This window comes from Janthinobacterium sp. GW821-FHT03A03 (assembly GCF_059421435.1).
The window spans coordinates 108,628-132,896 of the sequence record NZ_JBWKUZ010000011.1; the positions used below are offsets into that span (position 1 = coordinate 108,628).

Below are 24,269 nucleotides of genomic sequence, written 5' to 3' on the forward strand. Positions count from 1 at the left end.
TCTACTGAGCATCCACGCCAGGCCCCATGGCCCCATGTTTCGGCGCTGTTACATGGCCGGCCGGCACGCCAGCGGCCAGCAATGCGGCCACCTCGGCCGCGGATGCCGGGCGGTGCAGGAAATAGCCTTGAACCTGCGGGCAGCCCAGCCGCCGCAGCCGCGCCAGCTGCCGGGCGTTTTCCACGCCTTCGGCCAACACCTGCAAGCCCAGGCCGCGCGCCAGCGCAATGGTCGAGGCGACGATCACGGTGTCACTATCTGCGCTGCCTGCGCTGCCCAGGTCGCGGATGAAGCAGCGGTCGATCTTGATGGTGTGAATCGGCAGCATCCTGACATGGCTGAGTCCCGAATGGCCGGTGCCATAGTCATCGAGCGAAATGGCCAGGCCCAGCGCACGCAGCCGGCGCAAGCCCTGCGTCGCCTGCGCCATGTCGTCAATGCAGCAGCTTTCCGTCACCTCCAGCTCCAGCAGGCCGGGCGCGATGGCGTGGCGCTGCAGGCAGCCAAAGACGAAGTCCGGCAAGTGCGGCTGGCACAGCTGGCGCGCCGAGATATTCACCGCGACTGGCACCAAAGGCAGGCCCGCCGCGCGCCACTGCGCCAGCTGGCGGCAAGCCGCATCGATGCCCCAGTTGCCCAGCGCGACGATGGCGTCAGTCTGCTCGGCCAGGCCGATGAATTCGTTCGGGTAGACCAGGCCGTGGCGCGGATGCTCCCAGCGCAGCAGCGCTTCCAGGCCGACCAGGCGCAGCTGCGCCGTGTCGAACTTGCCCTGGTAGTGAAAGCGGAATTCGCCGTCGGCGATGGCGCCGTCCAGGCGCGCCCGCAATTGCCGGCTGCGCGCCGATGCCGGGGGTTGGCCGCTGCGCCCATCCTGCGCCCGCCACGGCACGGCGCAGCCCAGCGCCAGCGCCGCCAGTGCCACCGGCGCCACATGGCGCGGCTGCGCGCCGTCCAGCCAGATGCCCAGCAGCAAGCAGGCGGCCAGCGCGGCGCACAGCAGCGCGCGCGCGCGCGGGCCGCGCCAGAACCTTGCCAGGCGCGCCACTAGGCCAGCTGGCGCGGCACGGCCGGCGCGCTCCGGCGCGGCACGGCGTCAGCCGGCCCCTGGCGCAGGCGAAATACGCTGACCACCTGCAGCAGGTTCGCCGCCTCGATTTTCGGATGTTTATCATCGATCACGTCGCGCATGCCCAGTGCGGCGGTCGCCAGCAGCAGCAAGGTCAACAAGGAGCAGCGCAGGCGCGTGCCGATTTTCATATTTGCCATCTGTATTCGCATCCTTCAATGTGGTGCATCGGCCATCGCGCCGCTCTCGCATGCAAGGCTGACGGCAATGGCTGCCGCCTGCCACGAATGGCCGGACGCAGCAGGCGGAAGGGTCAGCCGGGATGTGGCCGAGGCGGGAACAAGGGTGGTACGGCAGGCAGTGTGAGTTATCTCACAAGCAATGTCGCGTTAAGTTTTGAAAAGATTTGCTTAGATGGCAAAACAGCTATTTATATAACGCTGTTTTTTTAATAAGGATGAGCCGCAGTGCGAGCCTGCGCGCACATGCAAAAACGGCCGCGCATGGCGGCCGTCCGAAAGCGTGCGCTGACGCCGTCAAGCCGTCAGAACACTTCCCACTCGTCGTCGCGCGGCGCGCTCTGGCGCTGGGACGGCACGGCGTGCAGGGCCGGGCGGCCAGCGGGGCGGCGCGATGCCGGACGCTTCGGCGCCGCGCCGGCCAGCACGGCGCGCGGCGCGGCCGGCTTGGCATTCGCGTTTGCGCGCGCGGCAGGCGCCTGCGCGCCATCGAGCTTGAAGACGCTGACCACGCCGGCCAGCTGGCCCGATTGCTCCTGCAGCGATTCAGCGGCCGCCGCCGCCTCTTCCACCAGGGCCGCATTTTGCTGCGTCACCTGGTCCATCTGGCCGATGGCCTGGTTGATCTGGTCGATGCCCGAGCTCTGCTCCTGCGTGGCCAGGCTGATTTCCGCCATGATGTCCGTCACGCGCTGCACGCTGGTGACGATTTCCGCCATCGTGCTGCCCGCCTCGGCCACCAGCTTGCTGCCCGCGTCCACCGCTTCCACCGAGTCGCCGATCAGCGTCTTGATTTCTTTCGCCGCGCCAGCGGATCGTTGGGCCAGATTACGCACTTCGGAGGCCACGACGGCAAAGCCGCGCCCCTGTTCGCCCGCCCGCGCCGCTTCCACGGCTGCATTCAGGGCCAAAATGTTCGTCTGGAAGGCGATGCCGTCGATGACGGAGATGATGTCGACGATCTTGCGCGAGGAATCGTTGATGGCGTCCATGGTGTCGACCACCTTGCCCACCACCTCGCCGCCCTTGACGGCCACGCCCGAGGCGCTGCGCGCCAGCTGGTTGGCCTGCTGGGCGTTATCGGCGTTCTGCCGCACGGTGGAGGTCAGTTCCTCCATCGACGACGCCGTCTCTTCCAGCGAACTGGCCTGTTCTTCCGTGCGCGAGGACAGGTCCAGGTTGCCGCTGGCAATTTCCGACGACGCCGTGGCGATCGTCTCCGTGCCGCTGCGCACCTGGCTGACGATATTCACCAGGCTGGCGTTCATGTCTTTCAGCGCCTGCAGCAGCTGGCCCGTTTCTTCCGTCGTGTGCACCTCGATATGGCTCGTCAGGTCGCCCGACGCCACCGTCTGCGCCACTTTCACGGCCGAATTGATCGGCTGCGTGATGGCCCGCGTGATGTAGGCGGCGCAGCCGATGCCCAGCGCCGAAGCCAGCAGCCCGAGGATCAGCATCAGGCTTTCCGAACGGATCACGGCCGCGCTGCCTTCCTTGACGCTGGCGTCGGCCACGCCGTTATTGAGCTTGATGATTTCATTGAGCGAGGCCTCGGCCTTGCCGAACAGGCCGCGCGAATCCAGGTAGGTCTTGTAGAAGGCCACGAACAGCTCTTTCTGCCGTTGCTCGTCGCGGTTATCGGCCAGCTGGCGCAGGATGGCGCGCACCTTGTCGTCCTCGCCCTTCCAGGCGGCCCATTCCTCCAGGAAACGCTTCCACAGCACGGCTTCCTCGGGCGTTTGCGGCAGCGGTTCGTACAGCTTGCGGCCCGCCTCGATATTGCTCCAGGCCTTGGTGCGCAGCTGCAGCGCTTCCGCGAACTTGTCTTGCGACTGGTAATTGTTTTCATAGATGGCGGCCGTCAGGGTGGCGGCAGCGACGGCCGTCTGACCCTCGTTCATCATCATCAGGCCCTGGATCGACGGCAGGCGCACCACGCCGATTTCATTGACGGCGTTGCCCACGGTGGCGATGCCCGTGTAGCCGCAGACGCCAACCACGAGCAGGGCCGCCATCATCACGGCGACGAGGGTCGCCAACTTCCACTTGATCAGTAAATTCTTAAACATCGCGGTATCCTTTATTAGTCAAAACGGCTGCTGGCAAGGTTGAGGCTGGCATGTTCGGGTAGAACGGCTGACACTTGTATAAAGGTGGCGGGGTTGGGGCGTACGCTTCGTTACAATTGGCGAGAATTCATAACTGGAAGCATAGTGGAAAATACGCGCGCTGGCTGCTACATACTTGATACAAGACAAGATTTCTTTCTTTACTGTGGCGCGCCTTGTACAGAAGCATCCCAGATTGCCGCAATGTCATGCTTTAACAGGAAAAAATCGCCGCGCGCCCCTATTGGCTACGCAGTTGATAGTCGTATAAGATGAGCAGCAGGCAAACAACAGGCAGACCATGGCTTATCCTATCGAACACAAACTGGTGATCGGCGTCGCGTCCAGCGCGCTGTTCGACCTGTCCGAATCGCACCAGGTCTACCTCGACAGCGGCCCCGAGGAATACCGCAAGTACCAGGAAACGCACATCGACACGGTACTGCCGCGCGGCGTGGCCTTCCCCTTCATCCGCCGCTTCCTGGCCATCAACAAGCACTATCCGCGCCAGTCGCCCGTGGAAGTGGTGCTGTTTTCGCGCAATTCACCGGAAACGGGCTTGCGCGTCATGCACTCGATCGCCCATTACGGCCTCGATATCTCGCGCGCCGCCTTCATGACGGGCAAGCCGCCCTACCCCTACCTGCCCGCCTTCAACGCCTCGCTGTTCCTCAGCGCGAATGAGGACGACGTGCGCAGCGCCCTGGCCTGCGACTATCCGGCCGGGCTGGTGCTGCCGTCGCGCACGGAGGACGACGAAAGCGACGAGGAGCTGCGCGTGGCCTTCGACTTCGACGGCGTGATCGCCGACGACGAGGCGGAAACCGTGTTCAAGCGCAACAATGACGTCGATGAATTCCACGCCCATGAAACGCTGAACGTGGGCACGCCGCACCGCCCCGGTCCGCTGGCCGGCCTGTTCCAGAAGCTGGCCGCCATGCAGCGCCTGGAAGAGAAGGCGCAGCGGCGCGACCCCGGCTACAAGAAGATCCTGCGCATCGCCATCATCACGGCGCGCAACGCGCCCTCGCACGAACGGGTCGTGACGACCCTGAAAAGCTGGGGCGTGGCGGCCGACGAGACGTTTTTCCTCGGCGGCATGGACAAGTCGCGCGTGCTGGCCGTGTTCAAGCCGCATATCTTCTTCGACGACCAGTTGAGCCACCTCAAATCGGCGGGCGGCACGATACCGATGGTGCATGTCCCGTTCGGCATTGCGAATAGGCGCGCGGGCGATGGTCTATAATCTCGCCTGTCAGCGCCGTCACTGGCGGCGCGGCGCGCACCACAGCTGTTCCACTCAACTGCCTCTGCCACTAGTGTCATCGCCTGCATGTCCTTAGACTTAACAAAAGCCCTCCCCAAGCCCGGCAACCGCTATGCGCTGCCCGCCCTGTATGGTTCATCCGACGCCCATGCCCTGGCGCTGGCCGCGCTGGCACTGAAAGCGCGTGGCCAGATGCTGGCCGTGGTGGTGGCGCAGGCCAGCGACGGCCAGCGCCTGCTCGATGAAATTCCGTGGTTTGGCGGCACGCAGCTGCGCTGCCATCTGCTGCCGGACTGGGAAACCCTGCCCTATGACGCCTTTTCGCCGCACCAGGACCTGGTCTCCGAACGCCTGGCCACCCTGCACGAAATCCAGACGCGCCAGTGCGACGTGCTGATCGTGCCGGCCACCACGGCGCTGGTGCGCCTGGCGCCGCCGTCCTTTTTGGCCGCCTACACCTTCTTCTTCAAGAAGGGCGAAACGCTGGACGAGGCGCGCCTGAAGTCGCAGCTGACACTGGCCGGCTACAGCCACGTGTCGCAAGTGATGTCGCCGGGCGAATACTCGGTGCGCGGCGGCCTGCTCGACCTGTTCCCCATGGGGTCCGCCCTGCCCTACCGGCTCGACCTGTTCGGCGACACCATCGAAACCATCCGCACGTTTGACGCCGACACCCAGCGCTCGCTGTATCCCGTGCACGAAGTGCGGCTGCTGCCGGGCCGCGAATTTCCCATGGACGAGGCGGCCCGCACCACCTTCCGCAACCGCTGGCGCGAACAGTTCGAGGGCGACCCGTCGCGCTCGGTCGTCTACAAGGACATCAGCAGCGGCATCGCCTCGGCCGGCATCGAATATTATTTACCGCTGTTCTTCGAGCAGACGGCCACCCTGTTCGACTACCTGCCGCCGGACGCCTCGCTGGCCCTGGTGGGCGAGATCGACGCCGCCATCGGGCGCTTCTGGACCGATACGCAGTCGCGCTACCGCTTTTTAAAAGCCGACCGCGAGCGGCCGATTTTGCCGCCCGAAGCGCTGTTCCTGTCCGACGAGCAGTTCTTCGGCCTGGCCAAGCCGTACCCGCGCCTGGCCATCACGAAATCGAACGACGCGCTGGCGTCCGAACTGTCGGCGCCGATTCCCAACATCGCCGTCAACCGCCGCGCCGACGACCCGCTGGCCAACCTGCGCAGCTACCTGCTGCAAGCGGGCCGCCGCGTGATGATCTGCGCCGAATCGAACGGCCGCCGCGAAACCCTGCAGCAGTACTTCAGCGAATACGATCTGCACCTGGCGCCCGTGGAAGGCAGCGACGGCTTTTTGCAATCAAGCGCCAAGCTGATGCTGGGCGTGGCGCCGCTGCATGCCGGCTTTGAACTGTTCACGCCGGACGGCAATCTGGCCTTCATCACGGAGACGGAGCTGTATGCCGGTTCCGGCCGCCGCGTCGGCAGCAAGAAACAGGAAGGCGTGACGCAGGTCGAGTCGATGGTGCGCGACCTGTCGGAACTCAAGATCGGCGACCCCGTCGTGCACATCAACCACGGCATCGGGCGCTACATGGGCCTGACCAGCATGGACCTGGGCGAAGGCGAGACGGAATTTTTGCACCTCGAATACGCCAAGGACACCAAGCTGTACGTGCCCGTGTCGCAGCTGCACGTCATTTCCCGCTATTCGGGCGCCTCGCCGGAAGACGCGCCGCTGCACTCGCTCGGCTCGGGCCAGTGGGAAAAAGCCAAGAAACGCGCGGCCGAACAGGTGCGCGACACGGCCGCCGAGCTGCTCAACCTGTATGCGCGCCGCGCGCTGCGCCAGGGCCACTCGTTCGAATTCTCGTCGCACGACTACCAGCGCTTCGCCGACAGCTTCGGCTTCGACGAAACGCCGGACCAGGCCGAAGCCATCCGCAACGTCATCAAGGACATGACCTCCGGCAAACCGATGGACCGCCTCGTATGCGGCGACGTCGGCTTCGGCAAGACGGAAGTAGCCTTGCGCGCCGCCTTCATCGCCGTCATGGGCGGCAAACAGGTGGCGATACTGGCGCCCACCACCCTGCTGGCCGAGCAGCACGCGCAAACCTTCGCCGACCGCTTCGCCGACTGGCCCGTGCGCATCGCGGAATTGTCGCGCTTTCGCAGCGGCAAGGAGATCACGCAGGCGTTCAAGGGCATGGCCGACGGCACCATCGACATCGTCATCGGCACGCACAAGCTGCTGTCCGATGATGTGAAGTTTACCCGTCTGGGCCTGGTCATCATTGACGAAGAACACAGGTTCGGCGTGCGCCAGAAGGAAGCCTTGAAGGCCTTGCGCGCGGAAGTGGACGTGCTGACCCTGACGGCCACGCCGATCCCGCGCACCCTGGGCATGGCGCTGGAAGGCTTGCGCGACTTTTCCATCATCGCCACGGCGCCACAAAAGCGCCTGGCCATCAAGACGTTTGTCCGCAGCGAGGGCGAAGCCATCATCCGCGAAGCGTGTTTGCGCGAACTCAAGCGCGGTGGCCAGATCTACTTCCTGCACAACGAGGTGGAAACCATCCAGAACCGCCTGGCCATGCTGACCGAACTGCTGCCCGAGGCGCGCATCGCCGTGGCGCACGGCCAGATGCACGAGCGCGACCTGGAAAAGGTCATGCGCGACTTCGTCGCCCAGCGCTTCAATATTTTGCTGTGCACGACGATCATCGAGACGGGCATCGACGTGCCGACGGCGAACACCATCATCATGCACCGCGCCGACAAGTTCGGCCTGGCGCAGCTGCACCAGCTGCGCGGCCGCGTGGGCCGCTCGCATCACCAGGCCTACGCCTACCTGCTGGTGCACGACGTGCAGGGCCTGTCGAAGCTGGCGCAGCGCCGCCTGGACGCCATCCAGCAGATGGAAGAACTGGGCAGCGGCTTTTACCTGGCCATGCACGACCTGGAAATCCGCGGCGCCGGCGAGGTGCTGGGCGAGAGCCAGTCGGGCGAGATGACGGAAATCGGCTTCCAGCTGTATTCGGACATGCTCAACGAAGCCGTGCGCTCGCTGAAGGCCGGCAAGGAGCCGGACCTGGCCGCGCCGCTGGCGTCGACCACCGAGATCAACCTGCACGTGCCGGCCCTGCTGCCGGCCGACTTCTGCGGCGACGTGCACGAGCGCCTGTCGATCTACAAGCGCCTGGCCAACTGCGCCACGCAAGAGAAGATCGACGATATCCAGGAAGAGCTGATCGACCGCTTCGGCAAGCTGCCCGACGCCGTCAAGGCGCTGGTCGAGACGCACCGATTGCGCATCGCGGCGAAAACCGTGGGCATCGTCAAGATCGACGTGCATGGCGAGGCGGCCACCCTGCAATTCATGGCCAAGCCGCCCATCGATCCGATGCGCATCATCGGCCTGATCCAGAAAAACCGCCACATCAAGCTGCATGGCCAGGACAAGCTGAAAATCACGGCCGCCATGCCGGACCTGGCCGCGCGCGTGACGCAGATCAAGACCACCATCAAGCAATTGACGGTGTAGACCATTCATATCATTTATGCAGGCCTGACCCATGACCAACACGACTTCCATCACCATGAACCTGATCCTGCAGGGCCTGGGCGGCGACAGCGCCCGCCTCGAGCGCATCGCGGCCCTGGCCGCGCCGACCTCCGTCACGCGCCTGGGGCCGAACGCCGTGCGCTGCGAGCAGATCGCCTATTCGCCCGCGCTGCGCCCCACCATCGAAGTGGCGGCGCAGGCGGCGCAGCTGGACGCCACCTACATGATGGGCCAGCGCGAACTGAGTGAATTCAAGCTGGTGGCGATGGACATGGATTCGACCCTGATCACCATCGAGTGCATCGATGAAATCGCCGACATGCAGGGCCTCAAACCGCAGGTGGCGGCCATCACGGAAGCGGCCATGCGGGGCGAACTCGATTTCGCCGCCAGTTTGAAGCAGCGCGTGGCCCTGCTCGAAGGCCTGGACGCGTCGGCCCTGCAGCGCGTCTACGATGAACGCCTGCAGCTGTCGCCGGGCGCCGAAACCATGCTGGCGGCCGTGCAAAAGGCAGGCCTGAAGACGCTGCTGGTGTCGGGCGGCTTTACTTTCTTCACGCAGCGCCTGAAGGAGCGCCTGGGCCTCGATTACACGCATGCGAACGAACTGGAAATCGTCGACGGCAAGCTGACGGGCAAGGTGTTGGGCGGCATCGTCGACGCCGAGGAAAAGCAGCGCACCGTGGAGCGCGTATGCGCCGAGATGGGTATTGCGCCATCGCAAGCCATCGTCATGGGCGACGGCGCCAACGATTTGAAAATGATGGGCATCGCCGGCCTGTCCGTGGCCTTCCGCGCCAAGCCCGTGGTGCGCTCGCAGGCGGACGTGGCGCTGAACTTTGTGGGCCTTGACGGCTTGCTCAACGTATTGAGCTAAACCGGGCTGGCCTGGGCCGGCGCTCTCTGGCGCGGGAACGGACGGTGCGCGCACGATGGCATAAGTTTGCTATATTGCAAACTTATGCGCATCGCGCCAGCCCTCCGTGAAAGAACACCGCATGCCGCCACCGCTGCCAGAAGAAATACAACGCCACCTGGATGTGTTCGTCGCCGCTGCGCAAAACGCTTTTGGCGCCAACCTGGCCGCCGCCGTGCTGTTTGGCTCGGCCGCCGATGGCCAGCTGCGCGCCACGTCCGACGTCAACCTGCTGTTGCTGCTCAAGCGCTTTACGCCGCAGGCGGCCGACGCGCTGCGCAGCCCCTTGCGCCTGGCACACGCCGCCATCGATTTGCAGGTGATGTTCTTGCAAGAAAACGAACTGGCCGATGCCGCCGACGCCTTCGCCGTCAAATTTGCCGACATCATCGCGCGCCACCGGGTCTTGCTGGGCAATAATCCTTTCGCCAGCCTGCACACCAGCCGCGACGCCGTGCTGCGCCGGCTGCGGCAAGTGCTGCTGAACCAGCAACTGCGCATGCGCGAACGCTATCTGCTCCTGAGCGTGAACGAAGAACAGCTGGCCGGCGCCATCGCCGACGCGGCCGGCCCCTTGCGCTCGGCCGCCGCCTCGCTGGCGCAGCTGGAGGGCAAGCCCGCGCTGTCCGGCAAGCAGGCGCTCGAAGCGTTTGTCGACCAGCTGGGCGAACCATCGCTGCACGCAGCCCTGCAAGCGATGTCGACGGCGCGCGAAACGGCGCGCCTGGCGCCGGGGCAGGCGCTGCCCGCCTTCACGGGCCTGATGACGATTACCGAACACCTGCGCGAACACGCGGAGACCATGCGGTGAGCGGCGTCAATCCGTTCGACTGGAGCGGGCCCTGGTTCCTGCTGGCCTACCTGATCTTCGGCCTGCTCGTGTACTACGGCGTGCGCGAACTGCTGATCCGCATCGAATTGCGCAATCCGCATGCCCGGCTGGCGCTGGCCGACGATCCCTACCGCATCGCCTTCCTGCGCGGCGGCGCCCTCGAAGCCGTGAAAATCGCCGCCATCGTGCTGGTCGACCGGGGCTTGCTGCGCGCCGACGGCCCGCTGCTGGAAACGGCCAGCGCCGACAGCCTGCGCTTCGCCAGCCACGACATCGAACGCGACGTGCTGCGGCTGTACCTGGGCCGCCAGGGCCACAGCCGGGAACTGGCCGTGCAGGCCGGGACGCTGCCCGCGTGCCGCGCCTACCAGGAGACCCTGACGCAGCAGGAATTGCTGGTCGGCCCGCCGCTGCTGCGCCGGCGCGAACGCCTCACCCGGCCCGCGCACTGGCTGCTGCTGACGGTGGCCGTCACCAAGGCCGTCATCGCCATCGGCCGCCAGCACTACAAGCTGCTGTTCCTGGCGCTGCTGCTGGCGATATTCCTGCTGATGCTGCGCGGCTTGCGCACCCAGGCGACCAGCTGGAGCGCGCAGCGGCTGCTGAGCGACTTGCGCATGCTGTTTGGCCGCCTGAACATGCGCGCGTCGCGCCTGCAGGCGGGCAGCAACAGCGCCGACATGGCGCTGCTGGCCGCCATCTTCGGCATCGGCGCCCTGCCCCCGTCCGTGTATGCCTACGTCGCCGGGCTGTATCCGGTACCGCGGCAAGGCACCGGCGGCGACTCCTCGTCCGGCGGCTCGGGCGACTCGGGCGGCTCCTCATCGGGCGATGGCGGCGGCGATGGCGGCGGCAGCGGCTGCGGCGGTTGCGGCGGTGGCGGCGGCTGTGGCAGTTGAGTTGAGGGCAGCGCGCGACCGCGTCGGCCTGGGCTGGCGCGGCGAACTGGCTGCCGGTATTTTGTCCAACCTGGCGCGGATCGACGTGCTGGAAGTGATCGCCGACGATTATTACCGCGCCTCGCGCGCCGGCATCGCCGCCCTGGGCAGCCTGGCGCGCCAGGTGCCGCTCAGCCTGCACGGCGTCGGCATGGGGCTGGCCTCGACGATACCCGCCGAGCCGCGCCGGCTGCACGCGATGGCGCGCCTGATGAAGATGGTGCAGGCAGAGTCGTGGTCCGAGCACCTGAGCTTCGTGCGCGCCGGCGGCGTCGAGATCGGCCACCTGGCCGCGCCGCCGCGCACGCCGCACAGCGCGGCCGGCGCCATCGCCAATATCGCGCTGGCCACGCGCATCGTCGGCAGCGCGCCGCTGATGGAAAACATCGCCACCCTGGTCCAGCCGCCCGCCAGCACGCTGGACGAAGCGCAGTGGCTGGCGCGCATCCTTGACGGCGCGCAAGTGCCGCTGCTGCTGGACCTGCATAATCTGTATGCGAACGCCGTCAATTTTGGCGAAGAGCCGGAGCAGATGCTGCTGCGCCTGCCCCTGGCCAGGGTCGGCGCCGTGCACCTGAGCGGCGGGCACTGGATCGATGCGCCGGGCGGCGGCCAGCGGCTGCTGGACGACCATCTGCACGATGTGCCGCCCGCCGTCTTCGAGCTGTTGACCGTGCTGGCGCGCCACGCGCCGCAACCGTTGACGGTGATCGTCGAACGCGACGGCAATTACCCGTCATTCGAGCATGTGCTGGACCAGCTGGAACTGGCGCGCGCGGCCTTGCGCGCGGGGCGCAGCGCATGAGTTCTCCCGCCCTGGAAACCTATCTGGCCAGGCTGTACACGGACGACGCCGTGCGTGACGCCTTCCTGCTCGAACCCCGTGCGCAAGCGCTGCTGCATGGCTTGTCGCCGCAGGAAGCGGACGCGCTGGCCGCGATGGACCGCGTCGGCCTGCGGCTGGCGGCGGCCAGCTACGGCGCCAAGCGCGCCGCGCGCGGCACGCTGGAAAAGCCGGCGCAACGCTGGTGGCGCCGCCTGCTGCGAGTGCGGCGCTGAGCGCCCGCGGCTACAGATGCCACAAACGCAGCGGCAGCAAGCCCCACCAGGCCAGCACCAGCAGCAGTTGCAGCGCCGCCAGCAAGGCCAGCCAATCCCATGTCGCCAATGTGCCCGATTCGGCCGCCGCGCCGCGGCTGCGCCAGCAGCGCGCCAGGCCGAACGCCATGGCCAGCGGCAGCGCGCCCGTCGCCAGCGCCAGCAGCACGCTGGCGACCGTCACGTCGCCCAGGCGCAGGAAGGACTGGAAATAGAAAAACGGCAGCGGCAGGAGCAGCGCCAGCAGCGACAGCAAGGGCGCGAACAGATGGTCGCCCCGTCCCAGGCCGCGCCGCGCGGCGCGCCAGGCGCCCACCAGCAGCACGTACAGCAAGCCGGCGGCGCCCAGGGCCAGGCTGCCCCACAGCACCAGCATGCGCAGCATCGAGGCCCGTTCATAGCTGCGCAAGCCGTCGCTGAGGATATGCTTGCCATCTTCCTGCATCAGCACGTGCGACGGCGTGCTGCGGTCGCTGGCGCGGAACAGCAGGCCGCCCACCGGTTCCAGTTCCCTGGGTTCGCCCTGGAACGGAATCAGGAACAGCGCTTCGCCATCCCACTTGACGCGCGTAAAACCGAAGACGGCATCGACCCAGGCCATGCTGGCCATGGGACTGGGCGACGGCACGTAGACGCCCTGCCAGTTTTCCACCGTGGGCGCGGGGGTGCCGCGCGGGGCCGGCGCGCGCAGCGGCAGCTCCAGGTCGCGCAGCAGCAGGCGGTTGAAGCGTTCATAGTCGGCATGCTCGGCATCCGTATTGAAGGCCACGAAAAACGCGCTGTCCTGCTCCGGATAGATGCACAGCATGGCGCGAAAACCGACGGCCGTGCCCGGGTGGCAGGCACCCACCACGTTGTGGCGGTCGCGCATGGCCAGCGCCAGGCCGTGGCCCGTCGCCAGGCCCGCCTGCGCCGCATCCGTGCCGGCCGGCTCGGACAAGGCGCCCATCAGGGCCAGGTCGATGAACTGCGCGCCCTGCAGCTTGCCGTCGCCCATTAAAAACTGCGCCAGCTTGCCCATGTCGGCCGCCGTGGTGGTAAATTGCGCGGCCGGGCGCAGATACTGCGGCACGGCCGGCTGCGCCGCGCCATGCTCGAAGTAGCCCATGGCCAGGCGCGGGTCCGCGTGCGCGCCTGTCTGGCTGACAAAGCCAAACGTGCTGTCCGCCATGCCCAGCGGCTGCAGCAGCTGCGCATCGAGGTAGCGTTCATACGGCTGGCCCGTGACTTTTTCGATCACCATGCCCAGCAAGCCATAGCCCATGTTCGAGTAGGCATAGCGGCTGCCGGGCCGCGTGCGCACGCGCAGCAGATTGCCGCCGCCGTCAAAAGCGCCGGCCAGCGGCGTGTCCGGCGCCGGGTGCAGGCTGAACGCCTGCCAGAAGCGGGCGTTGTCCAGGCCGGACGTATGCGCCAGCAGGTGGCGGATGCGCACGGGGTCGCTTGCCAGCCACGGGTTTTTCAGCGCCAGTTCCGGCAGCACCTGCTGCAAGGGCGTATCGAGCGTGAGCTTGTCTTCGCTGACCAGGCGCAGCACGCCCAGCGCCAGCGCCACCTTGCCCACGGAACCCACCTGCACGCGCGTGTCCGCCTGCATGGGGACTTGTCTGGCGGCATCGCGCAGGCCGGAGGCGCCGACTTTGACTGTGCCATCAGGCAAGACTTCACTCCAGACGGCGCCCGCCAGCCCCTCCTCCTTCAAGCCGGCGGCAAACTCCGCTTCCAGGGTGCCGCCGGCGGCATGCGCCGCCGTGGTGCACCACAGCAGCAAGGCCGGCACGGCGCGGCGCAGCCAAAACCTGGCGCGCGCGGCCAGGGTGGAATATTGATTTCGTTTTAACAATGTATTCTGCCTTTTTGCCATGGACGGCGCTCCCGCGCCGCTTTGCTTGTTACAATTAAAAATTGAGCAACGACGGGAGGCTTCATGTCACAAGATATTATTTTGGATACCCAACTCCAGCAGACCAGGAACCTGGCCTGGTGGCTGTACCTGATACATGGCGCCAGCTTCGTGTTTTCGCTGGGCGCGTTTTCCTTCATTCCGCTCATCATCAATTACGTGAAGCGGGACGAGGCGGCCGGGACCTTCGTCTACAGCCATCACAGCTGGATGATCCGTTCCTTCTGGTGGTATCTGGCCTGGGTCGTCCTCGGCGCCGTGCTGTGGGTCACCATCATCGGCATTCCGCTGGCCTTCGTCGTCTGGGGCGTGGCCTGGCTGTGGAAAGCGTATCGTTTGCTGCGCGGCTTCCTCGACCTGAACAACAACAGCCCCGTGCCCATGTAAAGCCAGCACTTGCCATTCTGGCAAGCCTTTGCGCTTGCCCGCCACGCGCTACATCGCCGCGAACGCCCGTTCGATATCGGCGATCAGATCCTGCGGCTCTTCCAGTCCCACGTTCAGGCGCACCAGCTGGCCCGGCAGCTGCCAGCCCTTGCGCATGGCGGCGATGCGGTACGGCATCACCAGGCTGTTCGCGCCGCCCCAGCTGTAGCCTATCTTGAACAATTGCAGGGCATCGACGAAGCGGTCCGTCTGCTGCTCCGTGTAGCGGGCATCGAACAGCACGGAAAACAGGCCGCCCGCGCCCGTGAAATCGCGCTGCCAGATGGCGTGGCCCGGGCAATCGGCAAAAGCCGGATGCAGCACCGTGGCAATTTCACTCCTGCCCTTGAGCCAGGCGGCCACCGTGCGCGCGCCCCTGTCGTGGGCGTCGAAGCGCAGCTTCATCGTGGGCAAGCCGCGCAGCACCAGGTAGGCGTCGTCCGCCCCCACGCCCATGCCCAGACGCATGTGCGCCTGCGCCAGGCGCTCGTGCAGCGCCCGCTCGCGCGTGATGAGCGCGCCCATCAGCACGTCGGAGCCGCCCGACTGGTATTTCGTCAGCGCCTGCATGATGATGTCCACGCCCAGGTCGAAGCCGCGCAGGGCCAGGCCGGCCGACCAGGTATTGTCCAAAGCGACGAGCACGCCGCGCGCATGGGCGGCCGCGCAGATGGCGGGCAAATCCGGCACTTCCATGGTCACGGAGCCCGGTGCTTCCGTCCAGATGAGCTTGGTATTCTCCTGGATCAATGCCGCGATGCCGGCGCCGATGAGCGGATCGTAATAGCGGGCCGTGATGCCGAAATCCTGCGCCAGCCAGCGTCCCAGTTCGCGGTTCGGGTTGTAGATATTTTCGGGAAGCAATACATCGTCGCCCGTTTTCAGCAGGGCAAAGTCCGCCATGGCGATGGCCGCCAGTCCCGACGGCGCCAGCAGGCAGTGATTTCCCCCTTCGATCCCGGCCAGCCGCGCTTCCAGCGTGAACGTGGTGGGCGTGCCGTGCAAGCCATAGGTATAGGCGTTCTTTTCTTTCCAGTCGCCCGAGCGCATGGCCGCCACGTCCTTGAACAGCACGGTCGACGCGTGATGGATGGCGTTGGGAAAGGCGGCAAAACCTTGCGGCGCCTGGTAATCGCTGTGGATCAGCGCGGTCTGCGGGGATTTGGGTGTGGTCATGGCATCGTCGGCAAATAAAAAAGGCGGATCAGCCTGTGCTGGTCCGCCTTGATTGTAAGGGCTTATGCCCTTGCCTGCCGTACGTCTGACAGAGTGTTACACCTGCGAAAAATATTTATTCCGCAGCGCCCCACAGGTCGTGCGCGTCCGCTGAAGTAATTTTCACATCAACGAACTGGCCGACGGCCAGCTTGCGGTGCGGCTCGAACGGCGGTTTGACGTAGACGACGCCGTCGATTTCGGGCGCGTCGGCGGACGAGCGGCCCACGCCGCCGGAGCGGGTGACTTCATCGATGAGCACGCGCACGGTCTTGCCGACCTTGGCCTGCAGGCGTTTCTTGGAAATTTCTTCCTGCAGCAGCATGACGCGGCCGCGGCGCTCTTCGCGCACTTCTTCCGGCACGGGATTGGCGATTTCATTGGCCGTCGCGCCTTCCACCGGGGAATAGGCGAAGCAGCCGAGGCGGTCGATCTGCGCTTCCTTGAGGAAGTCGAGCAGGTACTCGAATTCCGCTTCCGTTTCGCCAGGGAAACCGGCGATGAAAGTCGAGCGTATCGTCAGGTCCGGGTTGATGGCGCGCCAGGCCTGGATGCGGTCGAGGTTTTTCTCGCCGCTGGCCGGGCGCTTCATGCGTTTCAATACGTCAGGGTGCGCATGCTGCATCGGGATGTCGAGGTAAGGCAGGATGTGGCCGCCGCTCATCATCGGGATGATCTGGTCCACGTGCGGGTACGGGTACACATAGTGCAAACGCACCCAGGCGCCGTAGGACTTGGCCAGTTCGCCCAGCGCTTCCGTCAGCTGCGTCATGTGGGTTTTCACGGGACGGCCGTTCCAGAAGCCGGAGCGGAATTTCACGTCCACGCCATAGGCCGAGGTATCCTGCGAAATGACCAGCAATTCCTTGACGCCGGACTTGAACAGGTTTTCCGCTTCCATCATCAGTTCGCCGATCGGGCGCGAAACGAGGTCGCCGCGCATGGACGGGATGATGCAGAAACTGCAACGATGGTTGCAGCCTTCGGAAATCTTCAGGTAGGCGTAGTGCTTCGGCGTCAGCTTGACGCCCTGCGGCGGCACCAGGTCGAGGAAAGGCGCATGCGGTTTCGGCAGGTGCAAATGGACGGAATCCATCACCTCGGCCAGCGCGTGCGGGCCCGTGACGGACAGCACTTTCGGGTGCACCTTCATGATGATGTCGTCGCCGGCAGCATCTTTCTTGGCGCCCAGGCAGCCGGTGACGATCACTTTGCCGTTTTCGGCCAGCGCTTCGCCGATGGCGTCGAGCGACTCTTGCACGGCGGCGTCGATGAAACCGCAGGTATTGACGATCACCAGATCGGCGCCAGCGTAGGATTTCGCCGTTTCGTAGCCTTCGGCGCGCAGCTGGGTCAGGATTTGTTCGGAATCGACCAGTGCTTTCGGGCAGCCGAGCGAGACAAAGCCCACTTTCGGCGCCGCACCTGGCATGGCCAGCATGGCCTCGGGCTGGGCGGAAGGAACGGGAATACGGTGAATTTCAGACATAGTTGGCAGCTAGTAAAATGGTGAGGCGAATCGGCTATTGTACCCCGAGCCGCCCCTTGCCGGCAGAACTATGCTGCGAATGACACAGATTCGATATCAAAAATAGATGTGTTGAGGCGTATGGGCAGCATTGCCGCCCATCGCCTTGCCTCTGCTTACTTCTTGTCCGTCGGCGGGACGGGCGGGACAAACGGGAACGTGCCGAACAGATTCTTGCTCTGGCTCTGCATCTGTTCCTGCATCTGCACGAACAGGCTCTTGCTCTGGTCGATGTAGTTGTTCATCATGCCCTGCATCATCGGGCCCTGGACGTTCATGAACTGGGTCCACATTTCCGGGCTGAATGGCTTGCCTTCGAAGCTGCCGGCCGAGGTGCCCGTGAACTTGTGCTGGATGTCCGTGAACGCCTGCACGTTCTTTTCCAGGTAGGAACCCATCATGCCCTGCATGGCGTGGCCATAGTAGCGGATGATCTGCGACAACACGCCACTGGAAAACATGGGCACGCCGCTGGCTTCCTCTTCCAGGATGATCTGCAGCAAGATGCTGCGGGTCAGATCTTCGCTGGACTTGGCATCGACGACGGTGAATTCCTCATTGTCCAACACCAGCTGCTTGACGTCCGTCAAGGTGATGTAGGAACTGGTTTGCGTGTCGTACAGACGGCGGTTCGGGTATTTTTTAATCAGGCGGTCTATACTTTTTTTTGCACTACTCATCACAAGTTCCACTTATTGCGCCGCAGCGCATACTGAGTTGATCCGAAAAAAAAGCGAACGTGGGTCCGCTTTCGCACCTGCCTACGTTTTCCATTATAGAGTGGAAAACGGCTCCATTGCACATCAGGGTAGTAGATTCCCGCATTTATTGCAACGCAACTAAAAGTAGATTATTGACAAGACCGGAGATTACGCCGGCCTTGTCCGGCAAAACGCTTTGTGAATTAATCCGCCCTGACTTTAACATACCGGCCCGGCGCCGCCTCGATCGGCGCGTAGCGCTTGTTGCCGGGCTTGCCGGGCGCCTTGACGTCGGCACCGCCATGTTCGGCCAAAAAGGCCGCCCATTCCGGCCACCAGCTGCCCGCGTGCTCGGTCGCGCCGGCCATCCATTGCTCGGCGCTCAGGGGCTTGGCCTTTGCCGTGCGCGCGCCTTTGCCTGCGTCATTGCTCCAGTAGCTGCGCTTTTTCTTCGACGCCGGGTTGATCACGCCGGCGATATGGCCGGAAGCGCCGAGAATAAAACGGTTGGCTTTCGGCTTTTTCGGGTTCAGCAGGGCCGTGCTGGCGTAGGCCGCGCCCCAGGGCACGATATGGTCTTCGCGCGAGCCATAGATGAAGGCGGGCGCGTCGATGCTGCTCAGGTCGACCTTTTCGCCGGCCACCGTCAGCTTGCCCGGCACTTTCAGGCTGTTTTCCAGGTAGGTGTTGCGCAGATACCAGCAGAACATGGGGCCCGGCAAGCCCGTGCCGTCGCTGTTCCAGTACAGCAGATCGAAAGCGGGCGGCTCCTTGCCCTTCAAGTAATTCGACTGCACGTAATTCCACACGAGGTCGTTCGGGCGCAGGCTGGAAAAGGTGCTGCCCAGGTCGCGTCCGGTCATCAGGCCGCCCTTGGCCAGCGTCTGTTCGCGCAGCGCCACTTGCGGTTCGTCAATAAAGACGTCGAGCGCGCCCGTGTCGCAGAAGTCGAGGAAGGTGGTCAGCAGGGTCAGGCTGGCGGCCGGATTCTCGCCGCGCGCCTGGAGCACGGCCAGCGCCGTCGAGACGATGGTGCCGCCCACGCAGAAGCCGAACATGTTCAGCTTGTCCTGGCCGGAGATGTCCTGCACCACCCGGATGGCTTCGATCACGCCCTGCTCCACGTAATCGTCCCACGTCAGGTGCTGCATGCTCAGGTCAGGATTGCGCCAGGACATGAGGAACACGGTATTGCCCTGCTCCACCGCGTAGCGCACGAGCGAGTTTTCCGGCTGCAAGTCAAGGATATAGAATTTATTGATGCACGGCGGCACCATCAACAGCGGCCGCTGGTGTACCGTGGGCGTGCCTGGGGTGTACTGGATCAGCTGGAACAGCGCGTTTTCAAACACCACCGTGCCCGGCGTGGTGGCCACGTTGCGGCCCACTTCGAAGGCCGATTCGTCGGACTGCGAAATGCGGCCCTTCTGCATGTCGGCCAGCATATTGCTCAAGCCCTTGGCCAGGCTTTCGCCCTTGGTCTCGATCAGGGTCTGCTGGGCGTCGGGATTGGTGGCGAGAAAGTTGGCAGGCGACATGGCGTCGACGATTTGCTGTACCGCAAAGGCGATCTTTTGCTTCTGGTGCGGCGTCGCTTCCACGGCGTTGGCCATGGCGGTGAGAAATTCCGCGTTCAGCAGGTAGGCGGCCGCGTTGAAGGCCGACAGGGGACTCGCATGCCAGGCGGGGGCGGCGAAGCGGCGGTCCTTCAGCTCCGGCGTCTTGCCGGCCATGAAGTCCGCCCACAAGCCCGTCAGCTTGGCCACGTAGGCGTTTTTCAGTTGCTCGATCACTTCCGGCTTGATGCTGGCGCCGGCGTCCTGCAAAATGCCGGCAATCGGATTGCTGGCCGGCTGCGGTACCATGTTGAACCATGTCTTCCACTGCTCAGGATTGCTGATCTGCGCCATCCATTCCTTGGTCATCATTTGAGGATCGGGCATATTCATAGATAGTTAAGTCCATTCAAAATTGAGGGACGCCGGACAAAACCTGCTGCGCGTGGGTTTTGTCCGGCGTCGCAAACGTCGTCAAAAATAAATATTCACTTCCGGATCAACTGCATGCAAACCTTTACTGACTGCCACTACTCATGATGCTCATGACCGCTGTTGCCTGGATCTATGTCGTCGGCCTCATGGCGCTGACGGAACCTTCCATCGTCGCCGGGGTGATGACCTTCGTGCTGTACTGCGTCATCCCGCTGTCCATCCTATTCTATCTGACGGGTTCGCGGCGACGCAAACGCAAAGCTGAGCACGCCGCCGAACGGCAGGCGCGCGCCCTCGCCTCAGCAGACGATAAAACAAAAACGGCAGACACATAAGTGCCTGCCGTGCAGATTATTTGCGCCAGATCAAACTGGCCTGTCTTCCCGTGACGCCGTCGCGCCGGTACGAGTAAAACTGCGCCGCATCGCTGACGGTGCAGTACTCGCCGCCGGCCACCTGCGCCACGCCGTCACGCAGCAGCATGGTGCGCGCCAGCGCATAGATGTCGGCCAGGTACTTGCCCGGCTTGCCGGCGACGGCGGCAAACGCAGCGGACAACACTTGTCGCTCGGCATCGTCGCGCGCGCCGTCGCGGAATGCCTGCAGCACCTCCTGCCCCACTTCGAATTGCTGTGGACCTATGGCCGGCCCCAGCCAGGCGAGGATCTCCGTCGCGCCCTGCGCCCGCATGCCGTCCAGCGTGCGCTGCAAGACGCCGTTGGCCAGGCCGCGCCAGCCCGCGTGGGCCGCGCCGACGACGAGCCCATCGCTTGAGCTGAACAGCACGGGCAGGCAATCGGCCGTCATCACCACGCACACGGCGCCCGCCTGCGTGGCGACGCTGGCGTCCGCATCGGGCACGCAACCGCGCAGGCTGGCCGCGTCGGCAACGGCCACGCCATGCACCTGCGACAGCCAGGCCGGCTCGGCCGGCAAGACTGCCGCCAGCCGCGCGCGGTTGGCCGCCACGCGAACAGGATCGTCGCCCACGTGCGTGCCGAGGTTCAAGCCGCCGCCGCCCTGCCCGTCGCCATATGGCTCCTGGCTGACGCCGCCCGCGCGCACGGTCGCCAGCGCGCCCACGTTGGCGGGCAAGCCCGGCCAATGGGGAATAATGCAAGGCAACGGTGCTGTCATCAGACCTGTTCCGGCTCGGGAATGCCGGCCGTGGCGATCAGTTGCGCGAAATCATCGGCCAGCGGCACGATCCATTCGCACGCTTCCAGCGTGCCCGGATGCACGAGGCCCAGGCGGCGCGCCTGCAAGGCCTGGCGCGAGAAGACGGACACCAGGTGCTGCTTGCCGTACACGTAATCGCCGACGAGCGCAAAGCCCAGGTGCTGCATGTGCACGCGGATCTGGTGCGTGCGGCCTGTTTCCAGGCGGCATTGCATCAGGCTCACGGGACGGCGGTCGAGTTCGCCGCTGCCGATCAATTCATAGTGCGTGATGGCGGGCTTGGCGGTGAAATTCTCCGACACAGCCATCTTGACCCGGTCGCGCGGGTGGCGCGCGATGGACGCGTCGATGGTGCCCGCCATTTTCGGCGTGCCCCACACGAGCGCGAAATACTCGCGCTTGACGGTGCGCGCCTGCAGCTGGCGCACCAGGTCCGTTTGCGAGGCCAGGGTCTTGCCGACGACCATCAGGCCGCTGGTATCCTTGTCCAGGCGGTGCACGATGCCGGCGCGCGGCACGCCGGCCAGCTGCGGACAGTGGTGCAGCAGGCCGTTGAGCAGGGTGCCCGACCAGTTGCCGGGGCCGGGATGCACGACCAGTCCGGCCGGTTTGTTGATGACGATGATATGCTCATCTTCGTGCACGATGTTCAATTCCATCGCTTCCGGCTTAAAAGCCTCGTCTTCCGGCGCGCTTTGCGGCAGAATGACGATCTTCTCGTCGCCATAGGCGGTCATGTTGCGTTTGGCAACTTTTCCGTCGACGGTCACGAAACCGGCTTCCAGCCACAATTGCAAGCGGCTGCGCGAGTATTGCGGCACCAGCTGGGCGATGACTTTATCGAGGCGGTGGCCGCAGGCGTCCGGCGTCAGTTCCAATGTAATCGGGGCCATTTCCTCGAAGACGTCGTCGGCGGCAAAATCGCCGTCAAACGCCTCTTCGGCGGCATGGTCAGAAAGGGAGTCAAACGCGGGGTCAGCCAAATTAGGCTTCGGAGTTAATATCACAGCATTCCCATCGGCTATAATCAGCCTATTGTAAAATCTTGGTTAAAACCTTCTTGCAAAACGTCATGCAAAAAAAATTATCGTTGGTAGTCGCTTCAGTCGTTCTGCTCGGCATGTCCGCTTGCAGCTTGTTGCCTGAAAAAGTGGATGAGACCAAAAACTGGTCCGTTACGAAATTATACTCGGAGGCGCGTGAAGAAATGGCCGGGCAGCACTATGAAGCTGCAATCGGCCTGTTCCAGAAGCTGGAGGCTAACTATCCTTTCGGCAACTATGCTCTGCAAGCGCAGATGGAGATCGCTTACGCGTATTATAAGTCGGGAGACCAGGCGCAGGCACTGGCCGCCGTCGAACGCTTCATCAAGTTGCATCCGAACCACGCCAATGTGGACTATATGTACTACTTGCGGGGTCTGATCAGCTTTAACGACCAGATCAGCTTCCTGAACTTCCTGTACGAGCAAGATCCGACCGAGCGCGACCCGAAAGCGACGCGCGAAGCGTTTGCGGCCTTCAAGCAACTGGTCGACAAGTTTCCAAATAGTAAATATGCGCCCGATTCGCTGGCCCGCATGAACTATCTGATCGATGCCATGGCGAAATATGAAGTGCACGTGGCGCGCTATTACTACCGCCGCGGCGCCTACCTGGCCGCCGCCAACCGCGCGCAAACGACGGTGAGCGACTTCCGCGCCTCGCCGGCCATCGAAGAAGCGCTGTTCATCATGTACCGCTCGTACGACAAGCTGGGCTTGACCGACCTGCGCGACGATACCTTGCGCGTGCTGACCAAGAACTACCCGAACACGGCATTCCTCAGCCCGGAAGGGGTGAACAAGGAACGCAAGTGGTGGAAATTCTGGCAGTAAAATGAAAAAACCGGAGCTTGCTCCGGTTTTTTTCTTGCGTCAGCCCCAAAAGCAAGGACCGGGGTCGTTCGCTGCGCGATTGGAATGCGTCCCACTGGGACGCATTCCCCCGTCGGGTACGACCCCAGCATTTGCTTCAGGGTTACTCGCCGACCTTGCGCCGGAACACCCAGCTGGTGTCGTTCGACGCTTCCGGCACGAAACCGTAGCCATCCACATCGAACTGCTTGAGCTGCTCGGGATCGCGGATGTTGTTGACGGCCGCATAGCGGGCCAGCATGCCGCGCGCGCGCTTGGCGTAGAACGAGATGATTTTATATTTGCCGTTCTTCCAGTCCTCGAACACGGGCGCGATGACGGGCACGTCCAGCTGGCGCGGCTTGACGGATTTGAAATATTCTTCGGAAGCAAGATTGACCAGCACTTGCGCGCCCTGCTCCTTCGCTGTACGGTTCAGGCCGTTGGTGATGGTGTCGCCCCAGAACGCATACAAATCCTTGCCGCGCGCGGTCGACAGGCGCGTGCCCATTTCCAGGCGGTGCGGGTGGATCAGGTCCAGCGGGCGCAGCAAGCCGTACAGGCCCGATAAAATGCGCACGCGCGACTGGGCATAGTCGAGCTGGGCCGGCTGCAGGCTGCGCGCCTCGAAACCGGCATACACGTCGCCATTGAAGGCCATGATGGCCTGGCGCGCCTCCTCCAGCTGCGGGGTCCAGGATGCGTAGCGGGCCACGTTGAGCGCGGACAAGGCGTCGGAAATGCCCATCAGGCTGCCCACTTCGGCGGGCGAAAACTGGCGCATGCGGGCGATCAGCTGGGCGGAATGGTCGAGGAAATCGGGGGTGCTGTGCAACGTGGTCGTTGGCGGCGTCTCCAGGTCGAGACTCTTGGCGGGCGAAAGCACGATCAACATAAATTATCACTACAGAATAGAATTGCCGACATGATACCTGCTCCACAAAAACTCGTCCTCGACACCAACGTCTGCCTCGACCTGTTCGTCTTCAACGACCCGCGCTGGGCGGGCCTGCTGGCGGCCATGGAAAGCGGCGCCGTGCACGCCATCACGCGCGAAGATTGCCGCGCGGAATATCTTGTCGTATTGCATTACAAGCACCTGCCGCTCGATGAAGCCAGCCGCGCTGTCGCCGCCGCCCGCTTCGACGCCCACATCAGCGTCGTGGCGCCGCCCGTCTCCGGCGTGCGCCTGCCCGTCTGCACGGACAAGGATGACCAGAAATTCCTCGAACTGGCGCGCGACGCCAACGCCGACATCCTCATCACCAAGGACAAGGCCTTGCTGAAACTGGCCCGCAAGACGGCCAAGGCCGGCATGTTCAGGATCATGCTGCCGGAAGGCTGGGCATTGCCCGGCTGAGCCGCCAAAGCCCCGCACGCAACGAGGCGCGCTGCGCTAGAATGGGAAACGTTTCCACTTTCCGCACCGCGCCC

General features: G+C 64.3%; 22 protein-coding genes. 11 read left to right on the top strand and 11 right to left on the bottom strand.

The genetic code is table 11. The features are described 5' to 3' along the window. Window position 1: 1 nt before the first annotated feature. The 3 genes from AC07VI_RS19515 to AC07VI_RS19525 form a co-directional block, all read right to left on the bottom strand. Window positions 2-1,048 carry a putative bifunctional diguanylate cyclase/phosphodiesterase gene (locus AC07VI_RS19515; RefSeq protein ID WP_099375648.1) on the bottom strand — a complete coding sequence of 349 codons (1,047 nt, stop codon included), beginning with the start codon at window positions 1,046-1,048 and terminating at the stop codon, window positions 2-4. Continuing rightward, window positions 1,048-1,269, bottom strand: coding sequence for a hypothetical protein (locus AC07VI_RS19520; protein WP_099420110.1), 222 nt, complete (start codon window positions 1,267-1,269; stop codon window positions 1,048-1,050). Before AC07VI_RS19520 ends, AC07VI_RS19515 begins: the two co-directional genes overlap by 1 nt. A gap of 344 nt (window positions 1,270-1,613) precedes the next feature. Next, complete coding sequence (locus AC07VI_RS19525) at window positions 1,614-3,377, bottom strand: methyl-accepting chemotaxis protein (protein WP_492994677.1); 1,764 nt, start codon at window positions 3,375-3,377, stop codon at window positions 1,614-1,616. A gap of 340 nt (window positions 3,378-3,717) precedes the next feature. Here AC07VI_RS19525 and AC07VI_RS19530 point away from each other — a divergent pair, with 340 nt between their 5' ends. From AC07VI_RS19530 to AC07VI_RS19560, 7 genes are all read left to right on the top strand, one after another. Next, window positions 3,718-4,662: a 5'-nucleotidase gene (locus tag AC07VI_RS19530; protein ID WP_492994678.1), complete on the top strand. Its 945-nt coding sequence runs from the start codon at window positions 3,718-3,720 to the stop codon at window positions 4,660-4,662. An 87-nt stretch (window positions 4,663-4,749) separates the two neighbouring features. After that, complete coding sequence (mfd, locus tag AC07VI_RS19535) at window positions 4,750-8,193, top strand: transcription-repair coupling factor (protein ID WP_086147847.1); 3,444 nt, start codon at window positions 4,750-4,752, stop codon at window positions 8,191-8,193. A gap of 55 nt (window positions 8,194-8,248) precedes the next feature. Then, the gene (gene serB, locus AC07VI_RS19540) at window positions 8,249-9,091 is read left to right on the top strand and encodes a phosphoserine phosphatase SerB (protein WP_492996346.1); all 843 of its coding nucleotides are present in this window, start codon (window positions 8,249-8,251) and stop codon (window positions 9,089-9,091) included. A gap of 121 nt (window positions 9,092-9,212) precedes the next feature. After that, complete coding sequence (locus AC07VI_RS19545) at window positions 9,213-9,941, top strand: nucleotidyltransferase domain-containing protein (protein WP_139842615.1); 729 nt, start codon at window positions 9,213-9,215, stop codon at window positions 9,939-9,941. Then, the gene (locus AC07VI_RS19550; protein WP_086147845.1) at window positions 9,938-10,861 is read left to right on the top strand and encodes a TIGR04222 domain-containing membrane protein; all 924 of its coding nucleotides are present in this window, start codon (window positions 9,938-9,940) and stop codon (window positions 10,859-10,861) included. Before AC07VI_RS19545 ends, AC07VI_RS19550 begins: the two co-directional genes overlap by 4 nt. A gap of 1 nt (window position 10,862) precedes the next feature. After that, window positions 10,863-11,705 carry an MbnB/TglH/ChrH family RiPP precursor modification enzyme gene (locus tag AC07VI_RS19555; RefSeq protein ID WP_157792271.1) on the top strand — a complete coding sequence of 281 codons (843 nt, stop codon included), beginning with the start codon at window positions 10,863-10,865 and terminating at the stop codon, window positions 11,703-11,705. Continuing rightward, window positions 11,702-11,959: a hypothetical protein gene (locus tag AC07VI_RS19560; RefSeq protein ID WP_492994681.1), complete on the top strand. Its 258-nt coding sequence runs from the start codon at window positions 11,702-11,704 to the stop codon at window positions 11,957-11,959. Before AC07VI_RS19555 ends, AC07VI_RS19560 begins: the two co-directional genes overlap by 4 nt. A 10-nt stretch (window positions 11,960-11,969) precedes the next feature. On the opposite strand, the gene AC07VI_RS19565 is transcribed toward AC07VI_RS19560, so the two are convergent. Continuing rightward, on the bottom strand, window positions 11,970-13,841 hold the full coding sequence (locus AC07VI_RS19565) for a serine hydrolase domain-containing protein (protein WP_492994683.1): 1,872 nt from the start codon (window positions 13,839-13,841) through the stop codon (window positions 11,970-11,972). A gap of 84 nt (window positions 13,842-13,925) precedes the next feature. Here AC07VI_RS19565 and AC07VI_RS19570 point away from each other — a divergent pair, with 84 nt between their 5' ends. Next, on the top strand, window positions 13,926-14,288 hold the full coding sequence (locus AC07VI_RS19570) for a DUF4870 family protein (RefSeq protein ID WP_492994685.1): 363 nt from the start codon (window positions 13,926-13,928) through the stop codon (window positions 14,286-14,288). Between the two features lie 48 nt (window positions 14,289-14,336). Here AC07VI_RS19570 and AC07VI_RS19575 read toward each other — a convergent pair whose 3' ends face one another. The 4 genes from AC07VI_RS19575 to phaC all read right to left on the bottom strand — a co-directional run bounded on the left by AC07VI_RS19575 (window position 14,337) and on the right by phaC (window position 19,699). Beyond that, window positions 14,337-15,503, bottom strand: a complete 1,167-nt coding sequence (locus tag AC07VI_RS19575; RefSeq protein ID WP_086147840.1) for a cystathionine beta-lyase — start codon at window positions 15,501-15,503, stop codon at window positions 14,337-14,339. Window positions 15,504-15,618: 115 nt separating this feature from the next. Beyond that, window positions 15,619-16,974, bottom strand: a complete 1,356-nt coding sequence (gene rimO / locus AC07VI_RS19580; RefSeq protein WP_172404871.1) for a 30S ribosomal protein S12 methylthiotransferase RimO — start codon at window positions 16,972-16,974, stop codon at window positions 15,619-15,621. Between the two features lie 212 nt (window positions 16,975-17,186). Further along, window positions 17,187-17,750, bottom strand: coding sequence for a polyhydroxyalkanoate synthesis repressor PhaR (phaR, locus tag AC07VI_RS19585; protein WP_071323205.1), 564 nt, complete (start codon window positions 17,748-17,750; stop codon window positions 17,187-17,189). 224 nt (window positions 17,751-17,974) lie between these two features. Then, a complete protein-coding gene (gene phaC, locus AC07VI_RS19590; RefSeq protein WP_099375657.1) occupies window positions 17,975-19,699 on the bottom strand; it encodes a class I poly(R)-hydroxyalkanoic acid synthase in 1,725 nt (574 codons plus the stop codon). Between the two features lie 164 nt (window positions 19,700-19,863). Here phaC and AC07VI_RS19595 point away from each other — a divergent pair, with 164 nt between their 5' ends. Then, entirely contained in the window at window positions 19,864-20,097 is a 234-nt protein-coding gene (locus AC07VI_RS19595) for a hypothetical protein (protein ID WP_319017179.1), read from the top strand. 16 nt (window positions 20,098-20,113) lie between these two features. On the opposite strand, the gene pgeF is transcribed toward AC07VI_RS19595, so the two are convergent. Together pgeF and AC07VI_RS19605 are read right to left on the bottom strand one after the other, a co-directional pair. Continuing rightward, window positions 20,114-20,899: a peptidoglycan editing factor PgeF gene (pgeF, locus tag AC07VI_RS19600; RefSeq protein WP_086147837.1), complete on the bottom strand. Its 786-nt coding sequence runs from the start codon at window positions 20,897-20,899 to the stop codon at window positions 20,114-20,116. Then, window positions 20,899-21,924 (bottom strand): RluA family pseudouridine synthase, encoded by a 1,026-nt coding sequence (locus AC07VI_RS19605; protein ID WP_034781141.1) that lies wholly within the window; start codon window positions 21,922-21,924, stop codon window positions 20,899-20,901. The genes pgeF and AC07VI_RS19605 overlap by 1 nt, the downstream gene beginning before the upstream one ends. An 89-nt stretch (window positions 21,925-22,013) precedes the next feature. Here AC07VI_RS19605 and AC07VI_RS19610 point away from each other — a divergent pair, with 89 nt between their 5' ends. Next, window positions 22,014-22,817 (top strand): outer membrane protein assembly factor BamD, encoded by an 804-nt coding sequence (locus AC07VI_RS19610; RefSeq protein ID WP_086147836.1) that lies wholly within the window; start codon window positions 22,014-22,016, stop codon window positions 22,815-22,817. Between the two features lie 142 nt (window positions 22,818-22,959). Here AC07VI_RS19610 and yaaA read toward each other — a convergent pair whose 3' ends face one another. Continuing rightward, the gene (yaaA, locus tag AC07VI_RS19615) at window positions 22,960-23,730 is read right to left on the bottom strand and encodes a peroxide stress protein YaaA (protein WP_086147835.1); all 771 of its coding nucleotides are present in this window, start codon (window positions 23,728-23,730) and stop codon (window positions 22,960-22,962) included. A 30-nt stretch (window positions 23,731-23,760) separates the two neighbouring features. Here yaaA and AC07VI_RS19620 point away from each other — a divergent pair, with 30 nt between their 5' ends. After that, the gene (locus AC07VI_RS19620) at window positions 23,761-24,195 is read left to right on the top strand and encodes a putative toxin-antitoxin system toxin component, PIN family (RefSeq protein ID WP_086147834.1); all 435 of its coding nucleotides are present in this window, start codon (window positions 23,761-23,763) and stop codon (window positions 24,193-24,195) included. Window positions 24,196-24,269 lie beyond the last annotated feature (74 nt).